Below are 23,377 nucleotides of genomic sequence, written 5' to 3' on the forward strand. Positions count from 1 at the left end.
GCTCAGGCCGCCGCCACCTTCACCGGTACGCCGTTGAGCGCCGCATTACCCGACAACTCATCCAATTGCCGCTCGTCGGTCAAGTCATTGGCACTCGCGCCCGGCTGGCTGTTCGCGATGCTCATCTGCACGCCCGGGCGACCGTGGCCCCAGCCGTGAGGCAGGCTGACCACGCCCGGCATCATGTCCGCACTGGCCACGACTTCCACTTCGATCATGCCGGTGCGCGAACTCACTCGCACCCGCTGGCCATCGCTCAACTGCCGACGGGTCAGGTCGTCGGGGTGCATCAACAGTTGATGGCGTGGCTTGCCCTTCACCAGCCGGTGATAGTTATGCATCCAGGAATTATTGCTGCGCACATGCCGTCGGCCAATCAGCAACAGTTCGTCGGCCAGCGGCACCGGCTGCGCGGCGAAACGCGCCAGGTCTGCGAGGATCACGGCCGGTGCTGCTTGCACCTTGCCATCCGCGGTTTTCAAACGTGCCGCGAGGTTGGGCTTGAGCGGCCCCAGGTCCACGCCATGGGGATGATCCGCCAGCATGGCCACCGAGAGTTTATGACTGGATGCGTCGCCATAGGCACCCGCTCGCAGCCCGAAGTCGATCATCTGCGCCGGTGGCACGGTGGGCTTGAGCACCGCACCAGTGTGCGCCGCAAATGCCTTGGCCAGGCCGACAAAGATCTCCCAGTCATGCAACGCGCCCTCAGGCTTGGGCAGGATGGCACGATTGAAGCGCGTGACATTGCGCACCGCGAACAGATTGAAAGTGGTGTCGTAGTGATCGTTTTCCAGCGCCGAGGTGGAAGGCAGGATCAGGTCGGCATAACGCGTGGTCTCGTTGATATACAGATCGATGCTGACCATGAACTCCAACCCGTCCAGGGCTTGCTCCAATTGGCGACCGTTAGGCGTGGACAGCACCGGGTTGCCGGCCACCGTCACCAGGGCGCGGATCTGGCCTTCACCCTCAGTGAGCATTTCTTCTGCCAGCGCCGACACCGGCAGTTCTCCGCCGTACTCCGGGAGCCCGGACACGCGGCTCTGCCAGCGGTTGAAATGGCCGCCGCTGGTGGAGGCCACCAGGTCCACCGCTGGGCTGGTGCAGAGCGCGCCGCCGACGCGATCCAGATTGCCGGTCACCAGGTTGATCAGTTGCACCAGCCAATGGCACAGCGTACCGAACGCCTGGGTCGAGACGCCCATGCGGCCATAACAGACAGCCTTATCAGCGCCGGCGAAGTCCCTGGCCAACTGGCGAATCTGTTCGGCAGGCACCGCACACTGGCGGCTCATGGCCTCAGCATCGAAGCCGGCAATCGCCTTGCGTACATCATCCAGGCCTTGCACCGGCAAATGGCTGTCGCGTGTCAGCCCTTCGGAGAACAAAGTGTTGAGCACCCCAAACAACAACGCCGCATCGCCGCCGGGGCGTACGAACAGGTGCTGGTCGGCGATGGCCGCCGTTTCACTGCGCCGAGGGTCGACCACCACCACTTTACCGCCCCGTGCTTGGATGGCCTTGAGGCGTTTCTCCACATCGGGCACGGTCATGATGCTGCCATTGGAGGCCAGCGGGTTGCCGCCGAGGATCAACATAAAATCGGTCTGGTCGATGTCTGGGATGGGCAGCAATAGGCCGTGGCCGTACATCAGGTGACTGGTGAGGTGATGAGGCAACTGGTCTACCGAGGTCGCGGAGAAACGATTGCGCGTCTTCAACAGCCCTAGAAAGTAGTTGCTGTGGGTCATCAACCCATAGTTATGCACGCTGGGGTTGCCCTGATACACCGCCACCGCGTTCTGGCCATGCCGCGCCTGGATGCCCGCCAGCCGCTCGGCCACCAGGGCAAAGGCGTCATCCCAGGCAATCGGCTGCCATTGGCTGCCCACCCGCAGCATGGGTTGGTGCAGACGGTCCGGGTCGTTCTGGATGTCCTGCAGGGCCACGGCCTTGGGGCAGATGTGGCCGCGACTGAAACTGTCCAGAGGGTCGCCCTTGATCGAGGTGATCGCCAAGCTGCCGTCTTCGGCTTGGGTGGTTTCCAAGGTGAGGCCGCAGATGGCTTCGCACAGGTGGCAGGCACGGTGGTGGAGAGTCTTGGTCATGGCCAGTCTCTTTTATAGGGGCTTTGGCTCAACTATGGGCCGCACGCCCGTGGGGCGCCAGCAACCTTCGCGTTGTGAATCGACGGGCATAGGCCAGGGCATGGCTAAGCATGAGCAAATGTTTCAGAAACCTTGCCCACAGGCGCTGAAACCGACGCGACCTGGCCCAAGCCCGCCCCCGCGCATTGCAAAAGGCCTGGACGCCAGTGTACAAATGGCTCGCTGCAGTCAGGAAATCGTCTTCAAACGCGCGCCAGCGCCCTGCTTGAACACCCCTAAAACCGTAGCCCTATTGGTAAAACGCGACATTTAATGTCAATATCGCGTCTTCCCCTATTTCGTCGCCCCGTGCGGCTTTCGCCGCAGGTCTCGCCCGTTGTCGCAATAAACAAGGCTTTGAGTATCTGCGGTCTGTTGCAAAAGGTAGTTAATGATGAGCGCAAGGCACTTTCTCTCCCTGATGGATTGCACGCCCGAAGAGCTGGTCAGCGTGATCCGTCGAGGCATTGAGCTTAAAGACCTGCGTAACCGCGGCGTACTGTTTGAGCCTTTGAAAAACCGTGTACTGGGGATGATTTTCGAAAAGTCCTCGACCCGCACACGCCTGTCGTTCGAGGCCGGCATGATCCAGCTGGGTGGCCAGGCGATCTTCCTGTCACCGCGCGACACCCAATTGGGCCGTGGTGAGCCGATCAGCGATTGCGCCATCGTGATGTCGCGCATGCTCGATGCCGTGATGATCCGTACCTTCGCCCACAGCACCTTGACCGAATTTGCTGCCAACTCCCGTGTGCCCGTGATCAACGGCCTGTCCGATGACCTGCACCCCTGCCAGTTGCTGGCTGACATGCAAACCTTCCTCGAACACCGTGGCTCGATCCAAGGCAAGACCGTGGCCTGGATCGGCGATGGCAACAACATGTGCAACAGCTATATAGAAGCGGCGATTCAGTTTGACTTCCACCTGCGTATCGCCTGCCCTGAAGGCTACGAGCCCAGCGCCGAGTTCATGGCCAAGGCCGACGGTCGTGTGCAACTGCTGCGCGATCCAAAAGACGCAGTGATCGGCGCACACCTGGTCAGCACCGACGTCTGGACCTCCATGGGCCAGGAAGACGAAACCGCCAAGCGCCTGGCCCAATTCGCGCCGTTCCAGGTGACTCGCGCGTTGCTCGACCTGGCCGCGCCGGACGTGCTGTTCATGCACTGCCTGCCCGCCCACCGGGGCGAAGAAATCAGCCAAGACCTGCTCGACGATCCGCGCTCAGTCGCGTGGGATCAGGCCGAGAACCGCCTGCATGCGCAAAAAGCCTTGCTCGAATTCCTCGTACCACCGTCGTACCACCACGCATGAGCCAGCCATTACTGCTGAACCTGCGCAATCTGGCATGCGGCTATCAAGACCAACGCGTGGTGCAGAACCTCAACCTGCACCTCAACGCCGGCGATATCGGTTGCCTGCTCGGCTCTTCGGGCTGCGGCAAGACCACCACCCTGCGCGCCATTGCCGGCTTTGAGCCGGTGCATGAAGGCGAAATCAGCCTGGCGGGCGACGTCATCTCCCGTGCCGGTTTCACTCTGGCACCGGAGAAACGTCGCATCGGCATGGTGTTCCAGGACTACGCGTTGTTTCCGCACCTGAGCGTGGCTGACAACATCGCCTTCGGCATTCGCAAACACCCGCAAAAAGAGCGCGTGGTCGCCGAGTTGCTCGAACTGGTCAACCTGAAGAACCTGGGCAAGCGCTTTGCCCATGAGCTTTCCGGAGGCCAGCAACAACGTGTCGCCCTCGCCCGCGCCCTGGCGCCGGAGCCGCAACTGCTGTTGCTGGATGAACCCTTTTCCAACCTCGATGGCGAACTGCGCCGCAAGCTCAGCCATGAAGTGCGCGACATCCTCAAGGCGCGGGGCACCAGCGCGATCCTGGTGACCCATGACCAGGAAGAGGCCTTCGCCGTCAGCGATCACGTGGGGGTCTTCAAGGAAGGCCGACTAGAGCAGTGGGACACGCCCTACAACCTCTATCACGAACCGCAAACGCCTTACGTCGCCAGTTTCATCGGCCAGGGGTATTTCATCCGTGGCCGGCTGAACTCGCCGGAATCGGTCAGCACTGAACTGGGCGACCTGCGCGGCAACCGAGCCTATACCTTGCCAACCGGTGCTGCGGTGGATGTACTGCTGCGCCCGGATGACATCGTGTATGCGCCGGACAGCGCGCTGAAAGCCCGGATCGTCGGCAAGACTTTCCTCGGCGCCTCGACCTTGTACCGATTGCAACTGCCGACCGGCGCGCAATTGGAATCGATTTTCCCCAGCCATGCCGATCACCAAGTGGGCGCAGAGGTGGGGATTCGTGTGGCGGCTGAACACCTGGTGTTGTTCCAGGCATCCGGCAGCACAGCGGCGCAGATTCCCGCCGTTGAGTCAGGCGTGCGCCGCCACAGCGTCGCTCACTGATAAAGCCGGATCAAACTGTGGGAGCAGGCTTGCCTGCGATAGCAGCCGACGGTAACCACGATGCGAAGCGAGCCGCTCTTGATCTTGATCTGCTTTTGATCTTGATCTCAGGCGCCCCGTTAAACCACGCTGGCCGAACGCAGGCTTGAATTCGTGGGTAACCCGGCAGGACGCCGGGTTAGCCGCCCCGCGCCATGGATGGCGCGTGGCGGCGGCCCACGGATTCAAGCCTGTGTTCGGGCACACCGAGCCTAAGCGAGGTGCCGAGTGGTGGGGCAAGAGCGTTTTGCTTACTTTTGCGCTCTTTTCAAAAGTGAGCCGCCGTCAGGGCGGAACCCCAGGTGGCCGTTACCGCAGAAATGGATATGTACGCTGTATAACTGTGTTAGCTGTCAGGCCGCCTTCGCGAGCAAGCCCGCTCCCACAGTTTGATCTCTGAGTGTCAGGTAGAGAAGTGTCGGCTGGGAGGCCGTCATCGCAGGCAAGCCAGCTCCCACAATTGGATAGCAGTGTGCCAGGTAGTTCAGCGTAGGTTGGCAGGCCGTCACGGGAGCAAGCTCCCTCGCCACAGGTTCAGCGTCACTCCAAAGTTATGTAGATACCTATGCCTATCTCTGTCAAGCCACACATTTGAGAGCCATGGCCTTCAAAAAATGCTTATCAGGCCCGGCCGATCGGTGCAAATTTGGCCTGGGTGTGTTCCGCCAACACCGACGCCGGCAATTCAACTTCCAAACCCCTCCTACCCGCGCTGACAAAAATCGTTGCAAAGGGTTGCGCCGTTTCATCAATAAACGTGCGCAGCCGCTTCTTCTGCCCCAACGGGCTGATGCCGCCCAACAGATAACCCGTGGAACGCTGCGCTGCTGCCGGGTCAGCCATTTCGACTTTCTTCACCCCCGCAGCATGAGCCAGGGCTTTCAAGTCCAGACTTCCGACGACCGGCACCACCGCCACCAACAATTCACCCTTCTCACTGCTCGCCAGCAGCGTCTTGAACACCTGGGCCGGGTCGAGGCTCAATTTTTCCGCGGCCTCCAGCCCATAGGATGCCGCCTTGGGATCATGTTCATAACTATGGATACGATGTTCGGCGCGAACTTTTTTCAACAAGTCCAATGCGGGGGTCATAGCGGCTCCTGGCGGGCAAACTGATGGCCAATTCTAGGCCAAGACCGCCTGAAACGCTCTAGCACAGCCCTATTACCGCTAAAGCGACTCGCCCTGCCCATGATCATTCACCACACCAATAGTTCGGAAATGACCAACGGTTCACTTTCGACCTTTGACAGCGGTCATTCTTGTCTATATTTTTTCGTTTCCGAATACCGTAGGAATAATCCTCTGGTACTCCGCAGTAAGCCGCGATCCAGGATGGGGATCCTTCTCGCGGTGAATATCGCGCAATTGCCCGTTGAGGCGGTGCGCAAGACAAGAACAACAATTGAGGTTTTCCATGACAACTGCTCTTCAACAGCCTTCACTTTCGAGCCAATGCATGGCCGAATTCCTGGGCACCGCGCTGCTGATCTTCTTCGGTACAGGATGCGTCGCCGCGCTCAAGGTCGCGGGTGCGAGCTTTGGCTTGTGGGAAATCAGTATCATCTGGGGGGTCGGCGTGAGCATGGCGATCTACCTGAGTGCCGGTATTTCCGGGGCTCACCTCAACCCGGCGGTCAGTATCGCCCTGTGCATCTTTGCCGATTTTGAAAAGCGCAAACTGCCCTTCTATATTCTCGCCCAGGTCGCCGGCGCCTTCTGCTCCGCCGCCCTGGTGTACACGCTCTACAGCAACCTGTTTTTCGATTACGAACAAACCCACCACATGGTCCGCGGCTCCCAAGCCAGCCTCGAATTGGCCTCGGTGTTCTCAACCTACCCCCATGCACTGCTGAGCACGGCCCAGGCATTCCTGGTGGAGATGGTCATCACCGCCATCCTGATGGGCGTGATCATGGCCCTTACCGATGACAACAACGGCCTGCCACGCGGCCCGCTGGCGCCCCTGCTGATCGGCTTGCTGATCGCAGTGATTGGTAGCGCCATGGGTCCGCTGACCGGCTTTGCGATGAACCCGGCACGGGATTTCGGGCCCAAGCTGATGACCTTTTTCGCCGGTTGGGGTGAAATGGCCTTTACTGGCGGTCGCGATATTCCTTATTTCCTGGTGCCGATTTTCGCCCCGATTGTCGGCGCATGCCTCGGTGCTGCGGCCTACCGCGGGCTGATTGCTCGCCACCTGCCGAGCGCCGCACCGGCTATCGCTGAAGAAACCCCTGACACGGCTGTCAACGGCAAGACTCGTATTTCCTGAAAGCGCCAGCCTGGTCCCCTGCCCCTTCGCGGCCCAGGCTGATTTCTGACTTCCTTATTTCGTCCAAGGCAATTGACATGACCGACCTTCAGAATAAGAACTACATCATTGCCCTTGATCAGGGCACTACCAGTTCCCGGGCGATCATCTTCGATCGTGACGCCAACGTGGTGTGTACCGCCCAGCGTGAATTCGTCCAGCATTACCCGCAGGCTGGCTGGGTCGAACATGACCCGATGGAAATCTTCGCCACCCAGAGCGCGGTGATGGTCGAAGCGCTGGCCCAGGCCGGCCTGCACCATGACCAAGTGGCCGCCATCGGCATCACCAACCAGCGTGAAACCACCGTGGTCTGGGACAAGATCACCGGCCGCCCGATCTACAACGCCATTGTCTGGCAGTGCCGCCGCAGCACCGAGATCTGCCAGCAGCTCAAGCGCGACGGCCATGAGCAATACATCAGCGACACCACGGGCCTGGTGACCGACCCGTACTTTTCCGGCACCAAGCTCAAATGGATCCTCGACAACGTCGAAGGCAGCCGCGAACGTGCGCGCAACGGCGAACTGCTGTTCGGCACCGTCGACAGCTGGCTGATCTGGAAGTTTACCGGCGGCAAGACCCACGTCACCGACTACACCAACGCCTCGCGCACCATGCTCTTCAACATTCACACGCTGGAGTGGGATGCGAAGATGCTGGAGATTCTCGACATTCCGCGGGAAATGCTGCCGGAAGTGAAGTCGTCATCGGAAATCTATGGCCGCACCAAGAGCGGTATCGCCATCGGCGGTATTGCCGGTGACCAGCAAGCCGCCCTGTTCGGCCAGATGTGCGTGGAAGCGGGCCAGGCCAAGAACACCTACGGCACCGGCTGCTTCCTGCTGATGAACACAGGCGACAAGGCGGTCAAATCCAAGCACGGCATGCTCACCACTATCGCCTGCGGCCCGCGCGGCGAGGTGGCCTACGCCCTGGAAGGCGCAGTCTTCAATGGCGGCTCCACCGTGCAATGGCTGCGTGACGAGCTGAAAATCATCAACGATGCCCACGACACCGAATACTTTGCCGGCAAGGTCAAGGACAGCAACGGCGTGTACCTGGTACCCGCCTTCACCGGCCTCGGCGCGCCCTACTGGGACCCGTATGCCCGTGGCGCACTGTTCGGCCTGACCCGTGGCGTACGCGTCGACCACATTATTCGCGCAGCCCTGGAGTCGATTGCCTACCAGACCCGCGACGTCCTCGACGCCATGCAACAGGACTCCGGCGAACGCCTCAAGGCCCTGCGCGTGGACGGCGGCGCGGTCGCCAACAACTTCCTGATGCAGTTCCAGGCCGACATCCTCGGCACCCAGGTAGAACGCCCGCAAATGCGCGAAACCACTGCCCTCGGCGCGGCCTACCTGGCCGGCCTGGCGTGTGGCTTCTGGGGCAGCCTGGACGAGCTGCGTGGCAAGGCAGTAATCGAGCGCGAGTTCGAGCCACAGCTGGATGAAGCGGCCAAAGAGAAACTCTATGCCGGCTGGCAAAAAGCCGTGAGCCGCACCCGTGACTGGGAACCGCACGAGGGCGCTGAATAAGGTTGTAACTGGCAGGGAGCGGATTCCTGCGTCATCATGGGCCACTTTTGTATGGCAGCCCAAAGGACGCCCCATGAATCTGCCTCCCCGCCAACAACAAATCCTCGAACTGGTCCGCGAACGCGGCTACGTCAGTATCGAGGAAATGGCGCAGCTATTCGTTGTCACCCCGCAAACCATCCGCCGCGATATCAACCAGCTGGCGGACGCCAACCTGTTGCGCCGCTACCACGGCGGCGCAGCCTATGACTCCAGTGTCGAGAACACCGCGTACGCCATGCGTGCCGACCAGATGCGCGACGAGAAGCAACGCATCGGCGAAGCCATTGCCGCACAGATTCCCGATCACGCCTCGCTGTTTATCAACATCGGCACCACCACCGAATCCATCGCCCGTGCGCTGCTCAATCACAGCCACCTGAAAATCATCACCAACAACCTCAACGTCGCCACCATGCTCAGTGCCAAGGACGACTTCGATGTGTTGCTCACCGGCGGCAATGTGCGCCGTGACGGTGGTGTGGTGGGCCAGGCCAGTGTCGACTTCATCAACCAGTTCAAGGTCGACTTTGCCCTGGTGGGCATCAGTGGTATCGACGAGGACGGCAGCCTGCTGGACTTCGATTACCAGGAAGTGCGGGTTTCCCAGGCCATTATCGCCAATGCGCGACAAGTGATTCTGGCGGCAGACTCCAGCAAATTCGGGCGCAATGCCATGATTCGCCTGGGGCCGATCAGCCTGGTGGATTGCCTGGTGACTGACCAACAGCCGGTACCGGCGTTGGTGCAGGTGTTGAATGAGCATAAGGTGCGGCTGGAGGTCGTGTAGCGCTTGTACCGCCGCCTTCGCGAGCAAGCCCGCTCCCACATTTGACCGCATTCCCGTGTTGGAACTCGGTCGAATGTGGGAGCGGGCTTGCTCGCGAAAGCGATCTATCTAATAGCCCATACCTCAAGCCTGTCACAGGCTCATGTTCACAAATTTTCCTTTCCCCACCCTTCGATGAGTTTTTTCAATCGAAGTCGGGTGGCTGTGCCCGCAATTATCAGCTACCATTTTCGCAAATGAACATTTATGTTCGAATTCCAAGACGAAAAGATCGCGAGGCCAGCCGATGAACCCTTCCACCTTGCCTGCTCCACCGCTTGCCGAAGTCTATGACGTTGCCGTAATTGGTGGCGGGATCAATGGCGTCGGGATTGCAGCAGACGCAGCCGGTCGCGGTTTGTCGGTATTCCTTTGCGAAAAGGATGACTTGGCCAGCCACACCTCTTCGGCCAGCAGCAAGCTGATCCATGGTGGTCTGCGCTACCTGGAACACTACGAATTCCGTCTGGTGCGTGAAGCCCTGGCAGAACGGGAAGTGCTGCTGGGCAAAGCGCCGCACATCGTCAAGCAAATGCGCTTCGTACTGCCGCACCGCCCGCACCTGCGCCCGGCGTGGATGATTCGTGCTGGCCTGTTCCTGTATGACCACTTGGGCAAGCGCGAGAAACTGGCAGGCTCCAAAAGCCTCAAGTTTGGCGCCGACAGCCCGCTGAAAAGTGAAATCACCCGAGGCTTCGAATACTCCGACTGCTGGGTCGATGACGCCCGCCTGGTCGTGCTCAACGCCATGGCAGCCCGCGAGAAAGGCGCGCACATCCACACGCAGACCCGTTGCGTCAGCGCCCATCGCAGCAACGGCCTGTGGGAAATGAACATGGAGCGTGCCGACGGCAGCCTGTTCTCGATCCGCGCCCGCGCCCTGGTGAATGCTGCCGGCCCTTGGGTAGCCAAATTCATCAAGGACGACCTGAAGCTGGATTCGCCCTACGGCATCCGCCTGATCCAGGGCAGCCATCTGATCGTGCCGCGCCTGTACGAAGGCGCCCACGCGCATATCCTGCAGAACGAAGACCAGCGCATCGTCTTCACCATTCCGTACCTGAACCACTTGACCATCATCGGCACCACCGATCGCGAATACACCGGCGACCCGGCTGCAGTGGCGATCACCGAAGGTGAAACCGACTACATGCTCAAGGTGGTCAACGCGCACTTCAAGAAACAACTGAGCCGTGACGATATTGTCCACACCTACTCCGGCGTGCGCCCGCTGTGCAACGACGAGTCGGATAACCCATCGGCCATCACGCGTGATTACACCCTGGCCTTGTCCGGCGGTACCGGCGAAGCGCCGATCCTGTCGGTATTCGGCGGCAAGCTGACCACCTATCGCAAACTGGCCGAGTCGGCCATGGCCCAACTGGCGCCGTACTTCACCCAGATGCGCCCAAGCTGGACTGCCACGGCGAGCCTGCCCGGCGGCGAAAATATGAGCACCCCTGAAGCCCTGGCCGACGCCATCCGCGCCAAGTTCGACTGGGTACCGAGCGAGATCGCCCGCCGCTGGTCCACCACTTACGGCAGCCGCACCTGGCGCCTGCTGGAGGGCGTGCAATCGCTGGCCGACCTGGGTGACCATCTGGGTGGTGGCCTGTATACCCGCGAAGTCGACTACCTGTGCGCCGAAGAGTGGGTGACACAACCGCAGGACGTGCTGTGGCGCCGTACCAAGCTTGGCCTGTTCACCACCGAGCAGGAACAGGAAAACCTGCAACGCTACCTGTCCAAGGTCGAGCAGAGCCGCAGCAAGATCGAAGCCGCCTGACAGCCCTACCGTGTAGGAGCGAGCTTGCTCGCGAAAAACCTGAGAGCGCCGCGTTTACTCAGCATAAACGCGGCGCTTTTGCGTTTTTCGCGAGCAAGCTCGCACCTACAGACTATTCGGTTTTCCGAACACGCCCGTCCACCCTATTCGGTTTGCCGGACTCCTGACCGAAAATATCGCCGAAACAAAAAGTTAATTTCCATATAAATCATGAAGTTATCCTTTTGTTTTCGGTATGGCACGACTCATGCTCTACACTCTTCAACGATTGCCTGAGGCGCCTTAGAAGCCGTCACGGGCAGTCGCTATACAAGAGAGCCGTTCAGCTGGCTTCATAAAAAAAACAAATGTCGAGGAAGTATTGATGCGCATCGTTCCCCATATCCTGGGCGCAGCTATCGCTGCTGCTCTGATCAGCACTCCAGTTTTTGCCGCCGAACTCACCGGCACACTGAAGAAAATCAACGACTCCGGCACCATCACTCTCGCTCACCGCGACAGCTCCATTCCGTTTTCCTACATCGCGGATGGCTCGGGCAAACCCGTGGGCTACTCCCACGACATCCAGTTGGCCGTCGTCGAGCAGCTGAAAAAAGACCTGAACAAACCCGACCTCAAAGCCAAGTACAACCTGGTGACCTCGCAAACCCGTATCCCGTTGATCCAGAACGGCACCGCGGATCTGGAGTGCGGCTCCACCACCAACAACACCGAACGCGCCCAGCAAGTTGATTTCACCGTCAACATCTTCGAAATCGGCACCCGTTTGCTGGTCAAGAAAGACAAGGAAGGCAAGCCGTCCTACGCTGACTTTGCCGACCTGAAAGGCAAAAACGTGGTGACCACCGCCGGCACCACGTCCGAGCGCATCATCAAGGCGATGAACGCCGACAAGCAGATGGGCATGAACGTCATCTCCGCCAAAGACCACGGCGAATCCTTCCAGATGCTCGAAAGCGGCCGCGCCGTTGCATTCATGATGGACGACGCCCTGCTGGCCGGTGAAGAAGCCAAGGCCAAGAAGCCTGATGACTGGGTCATTACCGGTACTCCGCAGTCCTTCGAAGCCTACGCTTGCATGGTTCGCAAAGGCGACCCGGACTTCAAGAAAGCCGTGGATGACGCCATCGTCGCCCTGTACAAGTCCGGCGAGATCAACAAGATCTACGCCAAATGGTTCGAAAGCCCGATCCCACCAAAGGGCCTGAACCTGAACTTCCCGATGAGCGACAAGGTCAAGGAGCTGATCGCTAACCCTAGCGACAAACCAGCGCCAGAAGTAAAAATCTGATACCTGACTAAGCTTATGTCCTGAGGGAGCCAACCCTCCCTCAGGCGTCTGTAATTACCTGCTGGCTTTAACTTGGAACACTCGACCTGGCGGTTTTCGAGCCGATCGTGTGTGCCTGGCGTTCAACGTCAGGCGGGAACGGATCTTCCCCAAGCGGGTGCTTGTACATCGATCGATCTCGAGGGGAGACCCTAATGAATTACAACTGGGACTGGGGCGTGTTCTTCAAGTCCACCGGCGTGGGCAGCGAGACTTATCTCGACTGGTACCTCTCCGGGCTGGGCTGGACCATCGCCATCGCTATCGTGGCATGGATTATCGCCTTGCTGCTGGGCTCCATTCTGGGGGTCATGCGCACTGTGCCAAACCGCCTCGTATCGGGCATCGCGACCTGCTACGTGGAACTGTTTCGTAACGTGCCACTGCTGGTTCAGCTGTTCATCTGGTACTTCCTGGTACCGGACATGCTGCCGCAGAACCTGCAGGACTGGTACAAACAAGACCTGAACCCGACCACCTCGGCCTACCTGAGCGTCGTGGTGTGCCTGGGCCTGTTCACCGCCGCCCGTGTGTGCGAGCAAGTGCGTACCGGTATCCAGGCGCTGCCACGCGGCCAGGAATCCGCGGCGCGCGCCATGGGCTTCAAGCTGCCGCAGATCTACTGGAACGTGCTGCTGCCCCAGGCTTACCGCATCATCATTCCGCCGCTTACCTCGGAATTTCTCAACGTGTTCAAGAACTCCTCCGTGGCGTCCTTGATCGGCTTGATGGAACTGCTGGCGCAAACCAAACAGACCGCCGAGTTCTCGGCCAACCTGTTTGAAGCCTTCACCCTGGCCACGCTGATCTACTTCACCCTGAACATGAGCCTGATGCTGCTGATGCGCGTGGTCGAGAAGAAAGTCGCAGTGCCCGGCCTGATCTCCGTGGGGGGCAAATAATGGAATTCGATTTCAGCGGCATCATCCCCGCCATTCCAGGCCTGTGGAACGGCATGGTCATGACCTTGAAGCTGATGGTCATGGGCGTGGTCGGCGGCATCATCATCGGGACTATCCTGGCCCTGATGCGCTTGTCGTCCAACAAACTGCTGTCCCGCGTGGCCGGCGCCTACGTGAACTACTTCCGCTCGATCCCGTTGCTGCTGGTGATCACCTGGTTCTACCTGGCGGTGCCGTTCGTGTTGCGCTGGATCACCGGTGAAGACACCCCTATTGGCGCGTTCACCTCCTGCGTCGTGGCGTTCATGATGTTCGAGGCCGCGTACTTCTGCGAAATCGTCCGAGCCGGTGTGCAGTCGATTCCCAAGGGCCAGATGGCGGCGGCACAAGCCATGGGCATGACCTACGGCCAGACCATGCGCCTGATCATCCTGCCCCAGGCGTTTCGCAAGATGACGCCGTTGCTGCTGCAACAGTCGATCATCCTGTTCCAGGACACCTCCCTGGTCTACACCGTGGGCCTGGTGGACTTCCTCAACTCCGCCCGCTCCAACGGCGACATCATCGGCCGCTCCAACGAGTTCCTGATCTTTGCCGGTGTCGTCTACTTCATCATCAGCTTTTCCGCCTCGCTGCTGGTCAAGCGTCTGCAAAAAAGGTTTGCCGTATGATCTCTATCAAGAACATCAACAAGTGGTATGGCGACTTCCAGGTGCTGACCGATTGCAGCACCGAGGTTAAAAAAGGCGAAGTGATCGTGGTGTGCGGGCCATCCGGCTCGGGCAAATCCACCCTGATCAAGTGCGTCAACGCACTGGAACCGTTCCAGAAGGGCGATATCGTGGTCGACGGCACCTCCATCGCCGACCCGAAGACCAACCTGCCAAAACTGCGTTCGCGCGTGGGCATGGTGTTCCAGCACTTCGAACTCTTCCCGCACTTGACCATCACCGAAAACCTGACCATCGCGCAGATCAAGGTGCTGGGCCGCAGCAAGGAAGAGGCCACCAAGAAAGGCCTGCAACTGCTCGACCGCGTGGGCTTGTCGGCACACGCCCACAAGCACCCTGGCCAGCTCTCCGGCGGCCAGCAACAACGTGTGGCGATTGCCCGCGCCCTGGCCATGGACCCGATCGTCATGCTGTTCGACGAACCGACCTCGGCGCTGGACCCGGAAATGGTCAACGAAGTGCTCGACGTGATGGTGCAACTGGCCCACGAAGGCATGACCATGATGTGCGTGACCCACGAAATGGGCTTTGCGCGCAAAGTGGCCGACCGCGTGATCTTCATGGACGCCGGCAAGATCATCGAAGACTGCCCCAAAGAAGAGTTCTTCGGCGACATCAGCGCCCGCTCCGAGCGTGCGCAGCACTTCCTTGAGAAAATTCTGCAGCACTAAAAGCAACTCGCTCCTGCCCTGTAGGAGCGAGCTTGCTCGCGAAAGACGACAACGATAACGCGTGTATCCTGAATTAACGCGCTGCCCTTGAGTTTTTCGCGAGCAAGCTCGCTCCTACAGTTGGCAGGCGAGAAGTAGCTGACCCAAGGCATCTGTGATGAAATGCGACCCCAATCAATATCGCGCCGCGCCGCCATCACTTGCCGTGAAGCCTCGTCTGATACGCCAACTGTTCCTGCCGCCGTTGATCATCGCCCTGATGGTCGGCCTGGGTTATATCGGCTTCTGGGTCAGTGACTACTACGGCATCCGCACCCTCAGCGACAACGGCGAACGCCAGTTGGAGCTGCACGCCCGTACCGTCGAAAGCGAACTGAGCAAGTACACTTACCTGCCCAGCCTGCTGGAGCTGGAGTCCAGTGTTTCCCAATTGCTCGCCGACCCGAGCCAGGAAACCCGCAAGACGGTCAACGACTACCTCGAAGGCCTGAACCGCCGCAGTCGCAGCCGCGCCATCTATGTGATGGACACCACCGGCCGCGTGCTGGCCACCAGTAACTGGCGCGATGCCGACAGTTACCAAGGTGAAGACCTGTCCTTTCGCGCCTATTTCCAGAATGCCGTACGCGGCCAGCCTGGCCGTTTCTACGGCATCGGCAGCACCAACGGCGAACCCGGCTATTACCTGGCCCATGGCCTGGAAGAGCACGGCAAGATCATCGGCGTCGCCGTGGTCAAGGTGCGCCTCGAAGCCCTTGAAGAGCGCTGGCAGCGTGCGCGCCTCGAAGCCTTCGTGAGCGATGAGAACGGCATCATTATTCTTTCCAGCGACCCGGCGCGTCGCCTCAAGGCCGTACGCCCCTTGAGCGATGACACCAAGGACCGCCTGGCCCACAGCCTGCAATATTACTGGGCGACGCTCAATGAACTGCAACCCCTGGCCCGTGAGCGCCTGAACGAAGGCACCGAGAAACTGACCTTCCCGGCCAACACCGAAGTGGTCAACGACCAGCACGCCGTCAGCTACCTGGCGCAGACCCGCCCCCTCAACGACACGCCGTGGAACTTTACCCTGCTCACCCCGCTCAACGACCTGCGCCGCGCCGCGATCAACCAAGGCATCCTGGTGGCCGTCGCCTTTGGCCTGGTCGCCTTCCTGCTGATAGCCTGGAACGAACGGCGCAAGGTCATCGCCACCCGCCTCGCCGCACGGGAAGCCTTGCAGGAAGCCAACAGCCTGCTTGAGCGTCGGATTGCCGAACGCACCGCCGACCTGCGCGCCAGCAACGAACGGCTCAAGGGCCAGATTCGCGAACGACGCCAGGCCGAAGAAACCCTGCGTCACGCCCAGGACGAACTGGTGCAGGCCGGCAAACTCGCAGCCATTGGCCAGATGTCCACCAGCATCGCCCACGAACTGAACCAGCCGCTGGCAGCGTTGCGCACGCTGTCGGGCAACACCGTCCGCTTCCTTGAGCGCGGCGCCCTGGACACCGCCAGCACCAACCTCAAGACCATCAACGAACTGATCGACCGCATGGGCCGCATTACCGCCAGCCTGCGCTCCTTTGCCCGGCGCGGTGACGACCAGGGCGAAGCCAGCCTCGGCAAAGCCGTGGACGCCGCGTTCCAAGTGCTCGGCGCGCGCCTGGACAGCCTCCCGTTGACCGTGCACCGTGACTTTGCCAATGCCCAACTGCAGATCGACCAGACCCGCCTGGAGCAGATCCTGGTCAACCTGATCGGCAACGCCCTCGATGCGATGCAGGCCCAAGCGGCGCCGCAGCTGTGGCTGGAAGGCCAGAGCAGCGACGGCAAATATCGCCTGCTGGTGCGTGATAATGGCCACGGCATCGACCCCGAGGCGCGCAAGCATTTGTTCGAACCCTTTTTTACCACCAAGCCCGGCGAACAAGGCCTGGGCCTGGGCCTGACCCTTTCCGCAAGCCTCGCTGCCGCCACCGGCGGCAGCCTGGCCGTGGAACATCCGGCCAATGGTGGTACCGCCTTTGTCCTGAACCTGCCATTGGTGGGCGCTCAACGAGCTGAGTCGACATGAATACACAAGCCCAAGACCTCACCGTCCTGATCGTCGAGGACGACCCCCATGTACTGCTCGGTTGCCAGCAAGCACTGGCGCTCGAAGACATTACCAGCGTCGGCGTGGGCAGCGCCGAAGAAGCGCTCAAGCGCATCGGCGAAAACTTCGCCGGCATCGTCATCAGCGACATCCGCTTGCCGGGCATCGATGGCCTGGAACTGCTGACCCGCCTCAAGGCATTGGATAAAAGCCTGCCGGTGGTGCTGATCACAGGCCACGGCGATATCTCCATGGCGGTGGGCGCCATGCGTAACGGCGCCTACGACTTCATGGAAAAACCCTTCTCGCCCGAACGCCTGGTGGACGTGGCACGCCGCGCCCTGGAACAACGCGGGCTGGCGCGGGAGGTCTGGTCGCTACGCCGGCAACTGGCCGAGCGCGACTCGCTGGAAGGCCGCATCATCGGCCGCTCGCCGGCCATGCAGAACCTGCGCGAACTGATTGCCAATGTCGCCGACACTTCGGCCAACGTGCTGATCGAAGGCGAGACCGGCACCGGCAAGGAACTGGTCGCGCGTTGCCTGCATGATTTCAGCCGGCGCCACACCCACCAGTTCGTCGCGCTCAACTGCGGTGGCCTGCCGGAAAACCTGTTTGAAAGCGAGATTTTTGGCCACGAGGCCAACGCCTTCACCGGCGCTGGCAAACGTCGCATCGGCAAGATCGAGCATGCCCATCAAGGCACGCTGTTCCTCGATGAAGTAGAGAGCATGCCGATCAACCTGCAGATCAAGCTGCTGCGGGTGCTGCAGGAGCGCACCCTGGAACGCCTGGGTTCGAACCAGAGCGTGGCGGTGGATTGCCGGGTCATCGCTGCCACCAAGTCCGACCTCGACGAATTGAGCCGCGCCAGCCAGTTCCGCAGCGACCTGTACTACCGCCTCAACGTGGTCACCCTGGAACTACCGCCCCTGCGCGAGCGGCGTGAAGACATCCTGCAACTGTTCGAACACTTCCTGCAGCAATCGTCGCTACGCTTCGACCGCGCCGTGCCGGAGTTGGACAACCAGACCCTGTCCAGCCTGATGAGCCACGACTGGCCAGGCAACGTGCGCGAACTGCGCAACGTCGCCGAACGCTTCGCCCTCGGCCTGCCCGCCTTCAAGAAAAGCGGCGCCGGCAGCGGCAGCCAAGGGGTTGCCTTTACCGAGGCGGTGGAAGCCTTTGAACGCAACCTGCTCAACGATGCCCTGCAACGCAGCGGCGGCAACCTGACCCAGGCCAGCCAGGAACTGGGGATGGCCAAGACCACCCTGTTCGACAAGGTCAAGAAATACGGGTTGAGTCACTGATGGATCTGTTCTTGAAGGCTGCACTTGGCGCCGCCGTGGTGCTGATCCTGGCGGCGCTGGCCAAGACCAGAAACTATTACATCGCGGGCTTGGTGCCGCTGTTTCCCACTTTTGCGCTGATCGCCCATTACATCGTCGGCAAAGGCCGAACGGTCGCGGACTTGAAGACCACGATCCTGTTCGGGATGTGGTCGATCATTCCGTACTTTGTGTATTTGGCGACGTTGTATGTGATGGTCGATCGGCTTCGGTTGGAGGCATCGCTGGCAGTCGCCGCCGTAGCCTGGTTGATGGCCGCGACGGTGTTGGTCAGCGTATGGGTACGCCTCCACACCTGACACAACGCGGTTAAACAGGTGGGAGCTGGCTTGCCTGCGATAGCCGTAGGTATCTACACAACTGTGCAGTTCCGCGCAGCCACCGGTAACCACGATGCGAAGCGAGCCGCTCTTGATCTTGATCTGCTTGTGATCTTGATCTGCTTTTGATCTTAGGCGCCCCGTCAAACCACGCTGGCCGGAATTCGACAGTGATTTGGGGGGTAAACCGGCAGGGATGCCGGTTTAGCCGCCCCGCGCCATGGATGGCGCGTGGCGGCGGCCCCCCAAATCACTGGCGGATTACGGGCACACCGAGCCTAAGCGAGGTGCCGAGTGGTGGGGCAAGAGCGTTTTGCTTACTTTGCCGCTTTTGCAAAGTGAGCCGCCGTCAGGGCGGAACCCTAAGTGGCCGTTACCTAAATAACGGATATGTACCCGGTCCAGCTGTGTTGACTGCTAGGCCGTCTTCGCAGGCAAGCCAGCTCCCACACTCAGATCAGCGCACGATCTTGTCTACCTGAATGCCCAGCTTCTTCAGCCGATACCAAAAGCTGCGCTCGGAAATCCCGATCCGCTGCGCCGCTGCCGCCTGCACCCCATTGCTCTCCTGCAACGCCGCAAGAATGTAGGCTTTCTCCACCTCGGCCAGCGCCGCATCCAAATCCCGCGGCACCCCCGGCCCGTCGCTGAGGATCGCGGTCACATCGCCCTCGCTCGGTCTGGAAGCAAACAGATACCCCGGCAAATCAATATCCTCGATCACCGATGAAGCCGCCACGATGGTCGCGCGCTCCACGCAGTTTTGCAGCTCGCGGATGTTGCCCGGCCAGTGATACGCCGCCATGGCCTGCAAGGCCTCGGGGCTGAAACCGGTGATGCGTTTGCCGGTGGTCGCGCTCAGGGTATGGGCGAAGTGGCGCGCCAGGGGCGCGATGTCTTCCACGCGTTCGCGCAACGACGGCAACGGAATCGGGAAGACATTGAGGCGGTAATACAGGTCTTCGCGAAACTCCTTGGCCGCCACCGCATCCAGCAGGTTCTTGTTGGTGGCGGCAATGACACGTACATCCACCTTGCGCTCGCGGGGGTCGCCTACCGGCTCGATAACCCGCTCCTGCAAGGCGCGCAGAATCTTGGCCTGCAACGCCAAGGGCATATCACCGACTTCATCCAGAAACAGCGTGCCCTTGTCAGCCTGCATGAAGCGCCCTACCCGGTCAGCCACAGCCCCGGTGAACGCGCCTTTGCGATGGCCGAACATTTCGCTTTCCAGCAAGCCTTCAGGGATGGCCGCGCAATTGACCGCCACGAAGGGTTGGTCGGCACGGCTGCCATGCTTGTGGATGGCGCGGGCGACCATCTCCTTGCCGGTGCCGCTTTCGCCGGTCAGCAGGATGGTGGCGTTGCTGTCGCGCACGGAGTCCACCGCCTGGAGCACCTGGCGAAACGCCGGGCTGTCGCCCACCAGGCTGTCGAACTGCGCATGTTCGTCCAGCTCGGCACGCATGCGCGCGTTGTCGCGCATGATGTCGCGAAATTGCAGGGCCTTGGCCACGGTGATGTCCAGCTCGTCGATGTCGAACGGCTTGGCAATGTAGTCATAGGCACCGTTACGCATCGACTGCACGGCATTTTTTACCGTGCTGTAGGCCGTCATCACGATCACCGGCAAGGTCGGATAACGCACCTTGATCTCGGCCAGCAACGCCGGCCCGTCCATGCCTGGCATGCGCCAGTCGCTGATGACCAGGTCGATGTCTTCTTCTCCCAACACCTTGAGCGCATGCAGGCCATTGCCTGCGCTGAACACCTGGATGCCGTTCTGGCTCAAGGCCTGGGTCAGCAGATCACAGAGCTTGGGCTCGTCGTCGACCACCAATACGTTATGCGTCATGCCCGTCCTCATCTTCACCGTCGTCTTCACCGTCAGCCGGAATGTACAGGCTGAAGGTCGCGCCGGCATCTTTCTCGCTGGCGCATTCGATGCTGCCGTCGTGACTTTCCATGATCGAATAGACTTTGGCCAGGCCCAGGCCCGTGCCCGAGGCCTTGGTGGTGACGAATGGCGTGAAGATACGCTCCACCATGTCCGCCGGGATGCCCTCGCCGGTATCGGCGATGCTGATCACGGTGTTGTCGCCCACGCTGCGAATGCCCAGGGTCAGGCGCCCGCCGTCGGGCATCGCGTCGATGGCGTTGAGAATCAGGTTGAGACACGCCTGCTTGAGCTGCTTGGCATCGGCGTAGATCGTCGCGCCAGGCGCCTGGTCGTCAATCTGGGCATCAATGCGATGGCTACTCAGCTCCGGGCCGCAGAAACCGAGGATTTCTTCCACCAGGGCGCGTGCCGGTTGCTGCACGCGTATCGGCGGGTTGGGCTTGGCGAAATCGAGGAACTCAGTAATCAGCTCGTTGATGCGGCTGACCTCGCTGATGACATATTCCAGATGGCGCTTGTCGGTTTCCGCCAGGTCAGCGCGCCGATGCAACAGTTGGGTGGCGGTCTTGATGATGCCCAAAGGGTTGCGAATTTCATGGGCCAGGCCCATGGCGACTTCACCCAGGGCATGCAAGCGATCACGCCGACGCAGTTGGGCTTCCAAGTGGTGCAACTCGCCCAGGCGTTCGGTCATGTGGTTAAAGGTGCTGCTCAATTGCGCCAGTTCGTCACCGCCACTGACCACCACACGGTGCGCATAACTGCCCGAAATCACCGCATCCACGCCCAGGGATAAATCGCGAAGGGGCTTGGTCAGGCGCCGCGACACCAACAACCCGGCCGCCAGTGACAGCGCCGAGCTGACCAGGAAGATCAGCACAAACAGGTTGCTCTGGTTCACCAGCCCCACCAGGCTGGTATGGCGTAGCAGGCCGCTGAAGATCACGCCTTGCAACTCGCCGGCGTCATTGAAAATCGGCCAATACAACCCGCTGTACTGGTTAGTGAACTGCTCGCTGGGCTGCTTGGTGCTGCGCAGGTAGGCTTCGACATTCTTGGGAATGCGCGAGGGGTGATTGGCGAAGCGCTGGGTGGAAAATATCTCGGAGAAACCGGCAGGGTTGGCCAGGTACAAACGCAGGTCGAGGGAATGCACATCGGCCACGCTGGTGAGGAAACTGCTGTCCAGGTAGGTGGCGACCAGCAACAGGTAATCCACGCCGTCACGGCTGGTTTCGAAGGTGGACACCACCAGGCCCGTGCTCACCCCGGCGACTTGCACGGTTTGCAGCACCGCGTTGCTGGTGAGGTTGATCTGCCTGACGATGTCATCGGCGGCCGTGCTGAACATCACTTTACGGTCGCTGGCGCGAATCAGCGCCACCACGTCGATATCGGTGGCATCGGCAATGTCGGCGGTGAGCCGGTCATGCTTCTCGGCATTTTTGGACGACGGCGGGCTGGTGTAGCGCAGGAACAGCTTGGCCATGCGCGCGTTGTCGTGAAGGATGTCGCCGATTTCGTCCTTGACGATCTTGGTCGACTCTTGCAGCCAGATCCGCACGTTGCTGTCGAAAATCTGCGACAGCGTGGTGGCGGCCAGTTCAGCCGCGATCATGGTGGGAATCACGCTGACCAGCCAGAACGCCAGCACCAGCTTGCGCTGGACGCTCCAACGCGAAATGGCAAAGGGGCGGGCTTTCTGGCGGGTCTTGGTAATCATCAGGTTTCGCTTATCGCAGCAGCCATGGCAGGGTCGGAACGATCCGGTCGAATAAACAGTTTTACAAGCTTGAGCAGGCCGTTGACCAGCCGGTTGCGGTGACGGAAGAACAGGCTGTTGCCCTCGAACTCGCACCCCAGGCGCAGTTTACTGGCATACCCGGCCTGGCCGCACTCGTACAGCGCAATACGGTGTTCAATACAGTAGTCGACATTGGTCAGCCAGCTGCGGAAGTACAGGTTGTATTCACGGCTGAACTCCAGGTCATGGCCAAAGAACTTGTCCACCAGCCGATGCTCGTCCAGCAGGATCAGGTTGAACGCCACCAGGCGCTCGTCCACCCAGTACAGAACACAGACCGCCCGCTCGTGCAGGTGTTCGAGCACGCCCGTGAAGTAACCGGCGGGCAGGCGTTCGAACTGCAAGTCTGCGCGCGCAAGCGTGGCTTCATACAGGCGCATGACCTCGGGCAGCACGTCGTCGATATTACGCCGCCACTCGACCCGCGGCCCCGGTGCGCGCAGTTTGCGGCGCAGGTCCTTACGCGTGGACTTGCCCAGCGAACCCAGGTAGGCGTCCACCGAGCCATAAGGCAGCGGCAACACCCCCGAGGGCAAGCTGGGCATGCTTTGAAAACCTGCGGCAAGGCAGCTCTGGGCCCAATGCGGATCGTTGGTGGGCGCGTCCTTGACCGCCAGCAAGCCGATACCGAGCGCATCGGCATCGCTGCGCGCAGCCGCCAGTAACTGCTGCAACAGCAACGCGCGCCGGGATTCGGGCACATGGCTGGCGACCCCGGCATCACAGCGTTCAGCCACCGGCGAACCGATGGCGTACAAGGCCAGTTGCAGAGCCCCCGGCCACAGCCGCTCCAGGCGCTCGGTCAAGCGCTTGCCAGCCCCCGACACGGTGGTGTCGAGGCGATAATGGGTGACGAACGCGGCCGCCACGGCCACCAGCGTTTGGTCCTCAAAGACCGCCAGGTAACGCCACTGAAAGTCATCGATCGCGGCGCTTTCCACGGCCAGGTAATAGTCCCAATCCTCCAGGGCACCGGGAAAACAATCGTTCCAGGCATCGCGCTGGATAGCCCGGATGGTCGGGTAGGCTTGGGTGGTTATCACAGTTTTTCCTTATCAACACCGCTCTACTGTAGGAGCGAGCTTGCTCGCGAAAATCGAACAGACACCGCGTTCAACCTGGCAGTACGCGTTATCGTTAACGACCTTCGCGAGCAAGCTCGCTC

Annotated in this window: 18 protein-coding genes; 13 read left to right on the forward strand and 5 right to left on the reverse strand. The window is 60.7% G+C overall.

What is annotated here, in order from left to right; genetic code table 11:
- Positions 1 to 2: 2 nt before the first annotated feature.
- A complete protein-coding gene (locus CRN80_RS01845) occupies positions 3 to 2,111 on the reverse strand; it encodes a molybdopterin oxidoreductase family protein (RefSeq protein WP_032893322.1) in 2,109 nt (702 codons plus the stop codon).
- Between the two features lie 433 nt (positions 2,112 to 2,544).
- Here CRN80_RS01845 and argF point away from each other — a divergent pair, with 433 nt between their 5' ends.
- Both argF and CRN80_RS01860 read left to right on the forward strand, forming a co-directional pair.
- The gene (argF, locus tag CRN80_RS01855) at positions 2,545 to 3,465 is read left to right on the forward strand and encodes an ornithine carbamoyltransferase (protein WP_032893323.1); all 921 of its coding nucleotides are present in this window, start codon (positions 2,545 to 2,547) and stop codon (positions 3,463 to 3,465) included.
- Complete coding sequence (locus tag CRN80_RS01860) at positions 3,462 to 4,571, forward strand: ABC transporter ATP-binding protein (protein WP_032893324.1); 1,110 nt, start codon at positions 3,462 to 3,464, stop codon at positions 4,569 to 4,571. Before argF ends, CRN80_RS01860 begins: the two co-directional genes overlap by 4 nt.
- Positions 4,572 to 5,231: 660 nt before the next feature.
- On the opposite strand, the gene ybaK is transcribed toward CRN80_RS01860, so the two are convergent.
- Positions 5,232 to 5,702 carry a Cys-tRNA(Pro) deacylase gene (gene ybaK, locus CRN80_RS01875; protein ID WP_098949445.1) on the reverse strand — a complete coding sequence of 157 codons (471 nt, stop codon included), beginning with the start codon at positions 5,700 to 5,702 and terminating at the stop codon, positions 5,232 to 5,234.
- Between the two features lie 325 nt (positions 5,703 to 6,027).
- Between ybaK and CRN80_RS01880 the strand changes: the two genes are divergently transcribed.
- From CRN80_RS01880 to CRN80_RS01930, 11 genes are all read left to right on the forward strand, one after another.
- Positions 6,028 to 6,885 (forward strand): MIP/aquaporin family protein, encoded by an 858-nt coding sequence (locus CRN80_RS01880; protein WP_014717136.1) that lies wholly within the window; start codon positions 6,028 to 6,030, stop codon positions 6,883 to 6,885.
- 77 nt (positions 6,886 to 6,962) lie between these two features.
- The gene (gene glpK / locus CRN80_RS01885) at positions 6,963 to 8,468 is read left to right on the forward strand and encodes a glycerol kinase GlpK (RefSeq protein WP_032893327.1); all 1,506 of its coding nucleotides are present in this window, start codon (positions 6,963 to 6,965) and stop codon (positions 8,466 to 8,468) included.
- Between the two features lie 73 nt (positions 8,469 to 8,541).
- On the forward strand, positions 8,542 to 9,297 hold the full coding sequence (locus CRN80_RS01890) for a DeoR/GlpR family transcriptional regulator (RefSeq protein ID WP_003188962.1): 756 nt from the start codon (positions 8,542 to 8,544) through the stop codon (positions 9,295 to 9,297).
- A gap of 286 nt (positions 9,298 to 9,583) precedes the next feature.
- Positions 9,584 to 11,122: a glycerol-3-phosphate dehydrogenase gene (gene glpD / locus CRN80_RS01895; RefSeq protein WP_098949446.1), complete on the forward strand. Its 1,539-nt coding sequence runs from the start codon at positions 9,584 to 9,586 to the stop codon at positions 11,120 to 11,122.
- Between the two features lie 364 nt (positions 11,123 to 11,486).
- On the forward strand, positions 11,487 to 12,413 hold the full coding sequence (locus CRN80_RS01900) for a glutamate/aspartate ABC transporter substrate-binding protein (protein ID WP_003188957.1): 927 nt from the start codon (positions 11,487 to 11,489) through the stop codon (positions 12,411 to 12,413).
- 194 nt (positions 12,414 to 12,607) lie between these two features.
- Entirely contained in the window at positions 12,608 to 13,354 is a 747-nt protein-coding gene (locus tag CRN80_RS01905) for an amino acid ABC transporter permease (RefSeq protein ID WP_003188956.1), read from the forward strand.
- Positions 13,354 to 14,025: an amino acid ABC transporter permease gene (locus CRN80_RS01910; protein WP_032893330.1), complete on the forward strand. Its 672-nt coding sequence runs from the start codon at positions 13,354 to 13,356 to the stop codon at positions 14,023 to 14,025. Before CRN80_RS01905 ends, CRN80_RS01910 begins: the two co-directional genes overlap by 1 nt.
- Positions 14,022 to 14,756 (forward strand): amino acid ABC transporter ATP-binding protein, encoded by a 735-nt coding sequence (locus CRN80_RS01915; protein ID WP_003188952.1) that lies wholly within the window; start codon positions 14,022 to 14,024, stop codon positions 14,754 to 14,756. The genes CRN80_RS01910 and CRN80_RS01915 overlap by 4 nt, the downstream gene beginning before the upstream one ends.
- Before the next feature lie 157 nt (positions 14,757 to 14,913).
- Positions 14,914 to 16,815 (forward strand): ATP-binding protein, encoded by a 1,902-nt coding sequence (locus CRN80_RS01920; RefSeq protein ID WP_098949447.1) that lies wholly within the window; start codon positions 14,914 to 14,916, stop codon positions 16,813 to 16,815.
- A 53-nt stretch (positions 16,816 to 16,868) separates the two neighbouring features.
- Positions 16,869 to 18,149: a sigma-54 dependent transcriptional regulator gene (locus CRN80_RS01925; protein ID WP_230962057.1), complete on the forward strand. Its 1,281-nt coding sequence runs from the start codon at positions 16,869 to 16,871 to the stop codon at positions 18,147 to 18,149.
- Positions 18,149 to 18,487 (forward strand): GlpM family protein, encoded by a 339-nt coding sequence (locus tag CRN80_RS01930; protein ID WP_014717129.1) that lies wholly within the window; start codon positions 18,149 to 18,151, stop codon positions 18,485 to 18,487. The genes CRN80_RS01925 and CRN80_RS01930 overlap by 1 nt, the downstream gene beginning before the upstream one ends.
- A gap of 478 nt (positions 18,488 to 18,965) precedes the next feature.
- Here the strand turns inward: CRN80_RS01930 and CRN80_RS01935 are convergent, their stop codons facing one another.
- From CRN80_RS01935 to CRN80_RS01945, 3 genes are read right to left on the reverse strand one after another with little or no spacing between them, the layout of a single operon-like run.
- Positions 18,966 to 20,363: a sigma-54 dependent transcriptional regulator gene (locus CRN80_RS01935; RefSeq protein ID WP_098949448.1), complete on the reverse strand. Its 1,398-nt coding sequence runs from the start codon at positions 20,361 to 20,363 to the stop codon at positions 18,966 to 18,968.
- Positions 20,353 to 22,131: a HAMP domain-containing sensor histidine kinase gene (locus CRN80_RS01940; protein ID WP_098949449.1), complete on the reverse strand. Its 1,779-nt coding sequence runs from the start codon at positions 22,129 to 22,131 to the stop codon at positions 20,353 to 20,355. Before CRN80_RS01940 ends, CRN80_RS01935 begins: the two co-directional genes overlap by 11 nt.
- Positions 22,131 to 23,255: a GNAT family N-acetyltransferase gene (locus CRN80_RS01945; RefSeq protein WP_098949450.1), complete on the reverse strand. Its 1,125-nt coding sequence runs from the start codon at positions 23,253 to 23,255 to the stop codon at positions 22,131 to 22,133. Before CRN80_RS01945 ends, CRN80_RS01940 begins: the two co-directional genes overlap by 1 nt.
- Between the last annotated feature and the right edge of the window lie 122 nt (positions 23,256 to 23,377).

Source organism: Pseudomonas sp. FDAARGOS_380 (assembly GCF_002591235.1).
Taxonomy (GTDB): domain Bacteria; phylum Pseudomonadota; class Gammaproteobacteria; order Pseudomonadales; family Pseudomonadaceae; genus Aquipseudomonas; species Aquipseudomonas salmasensis.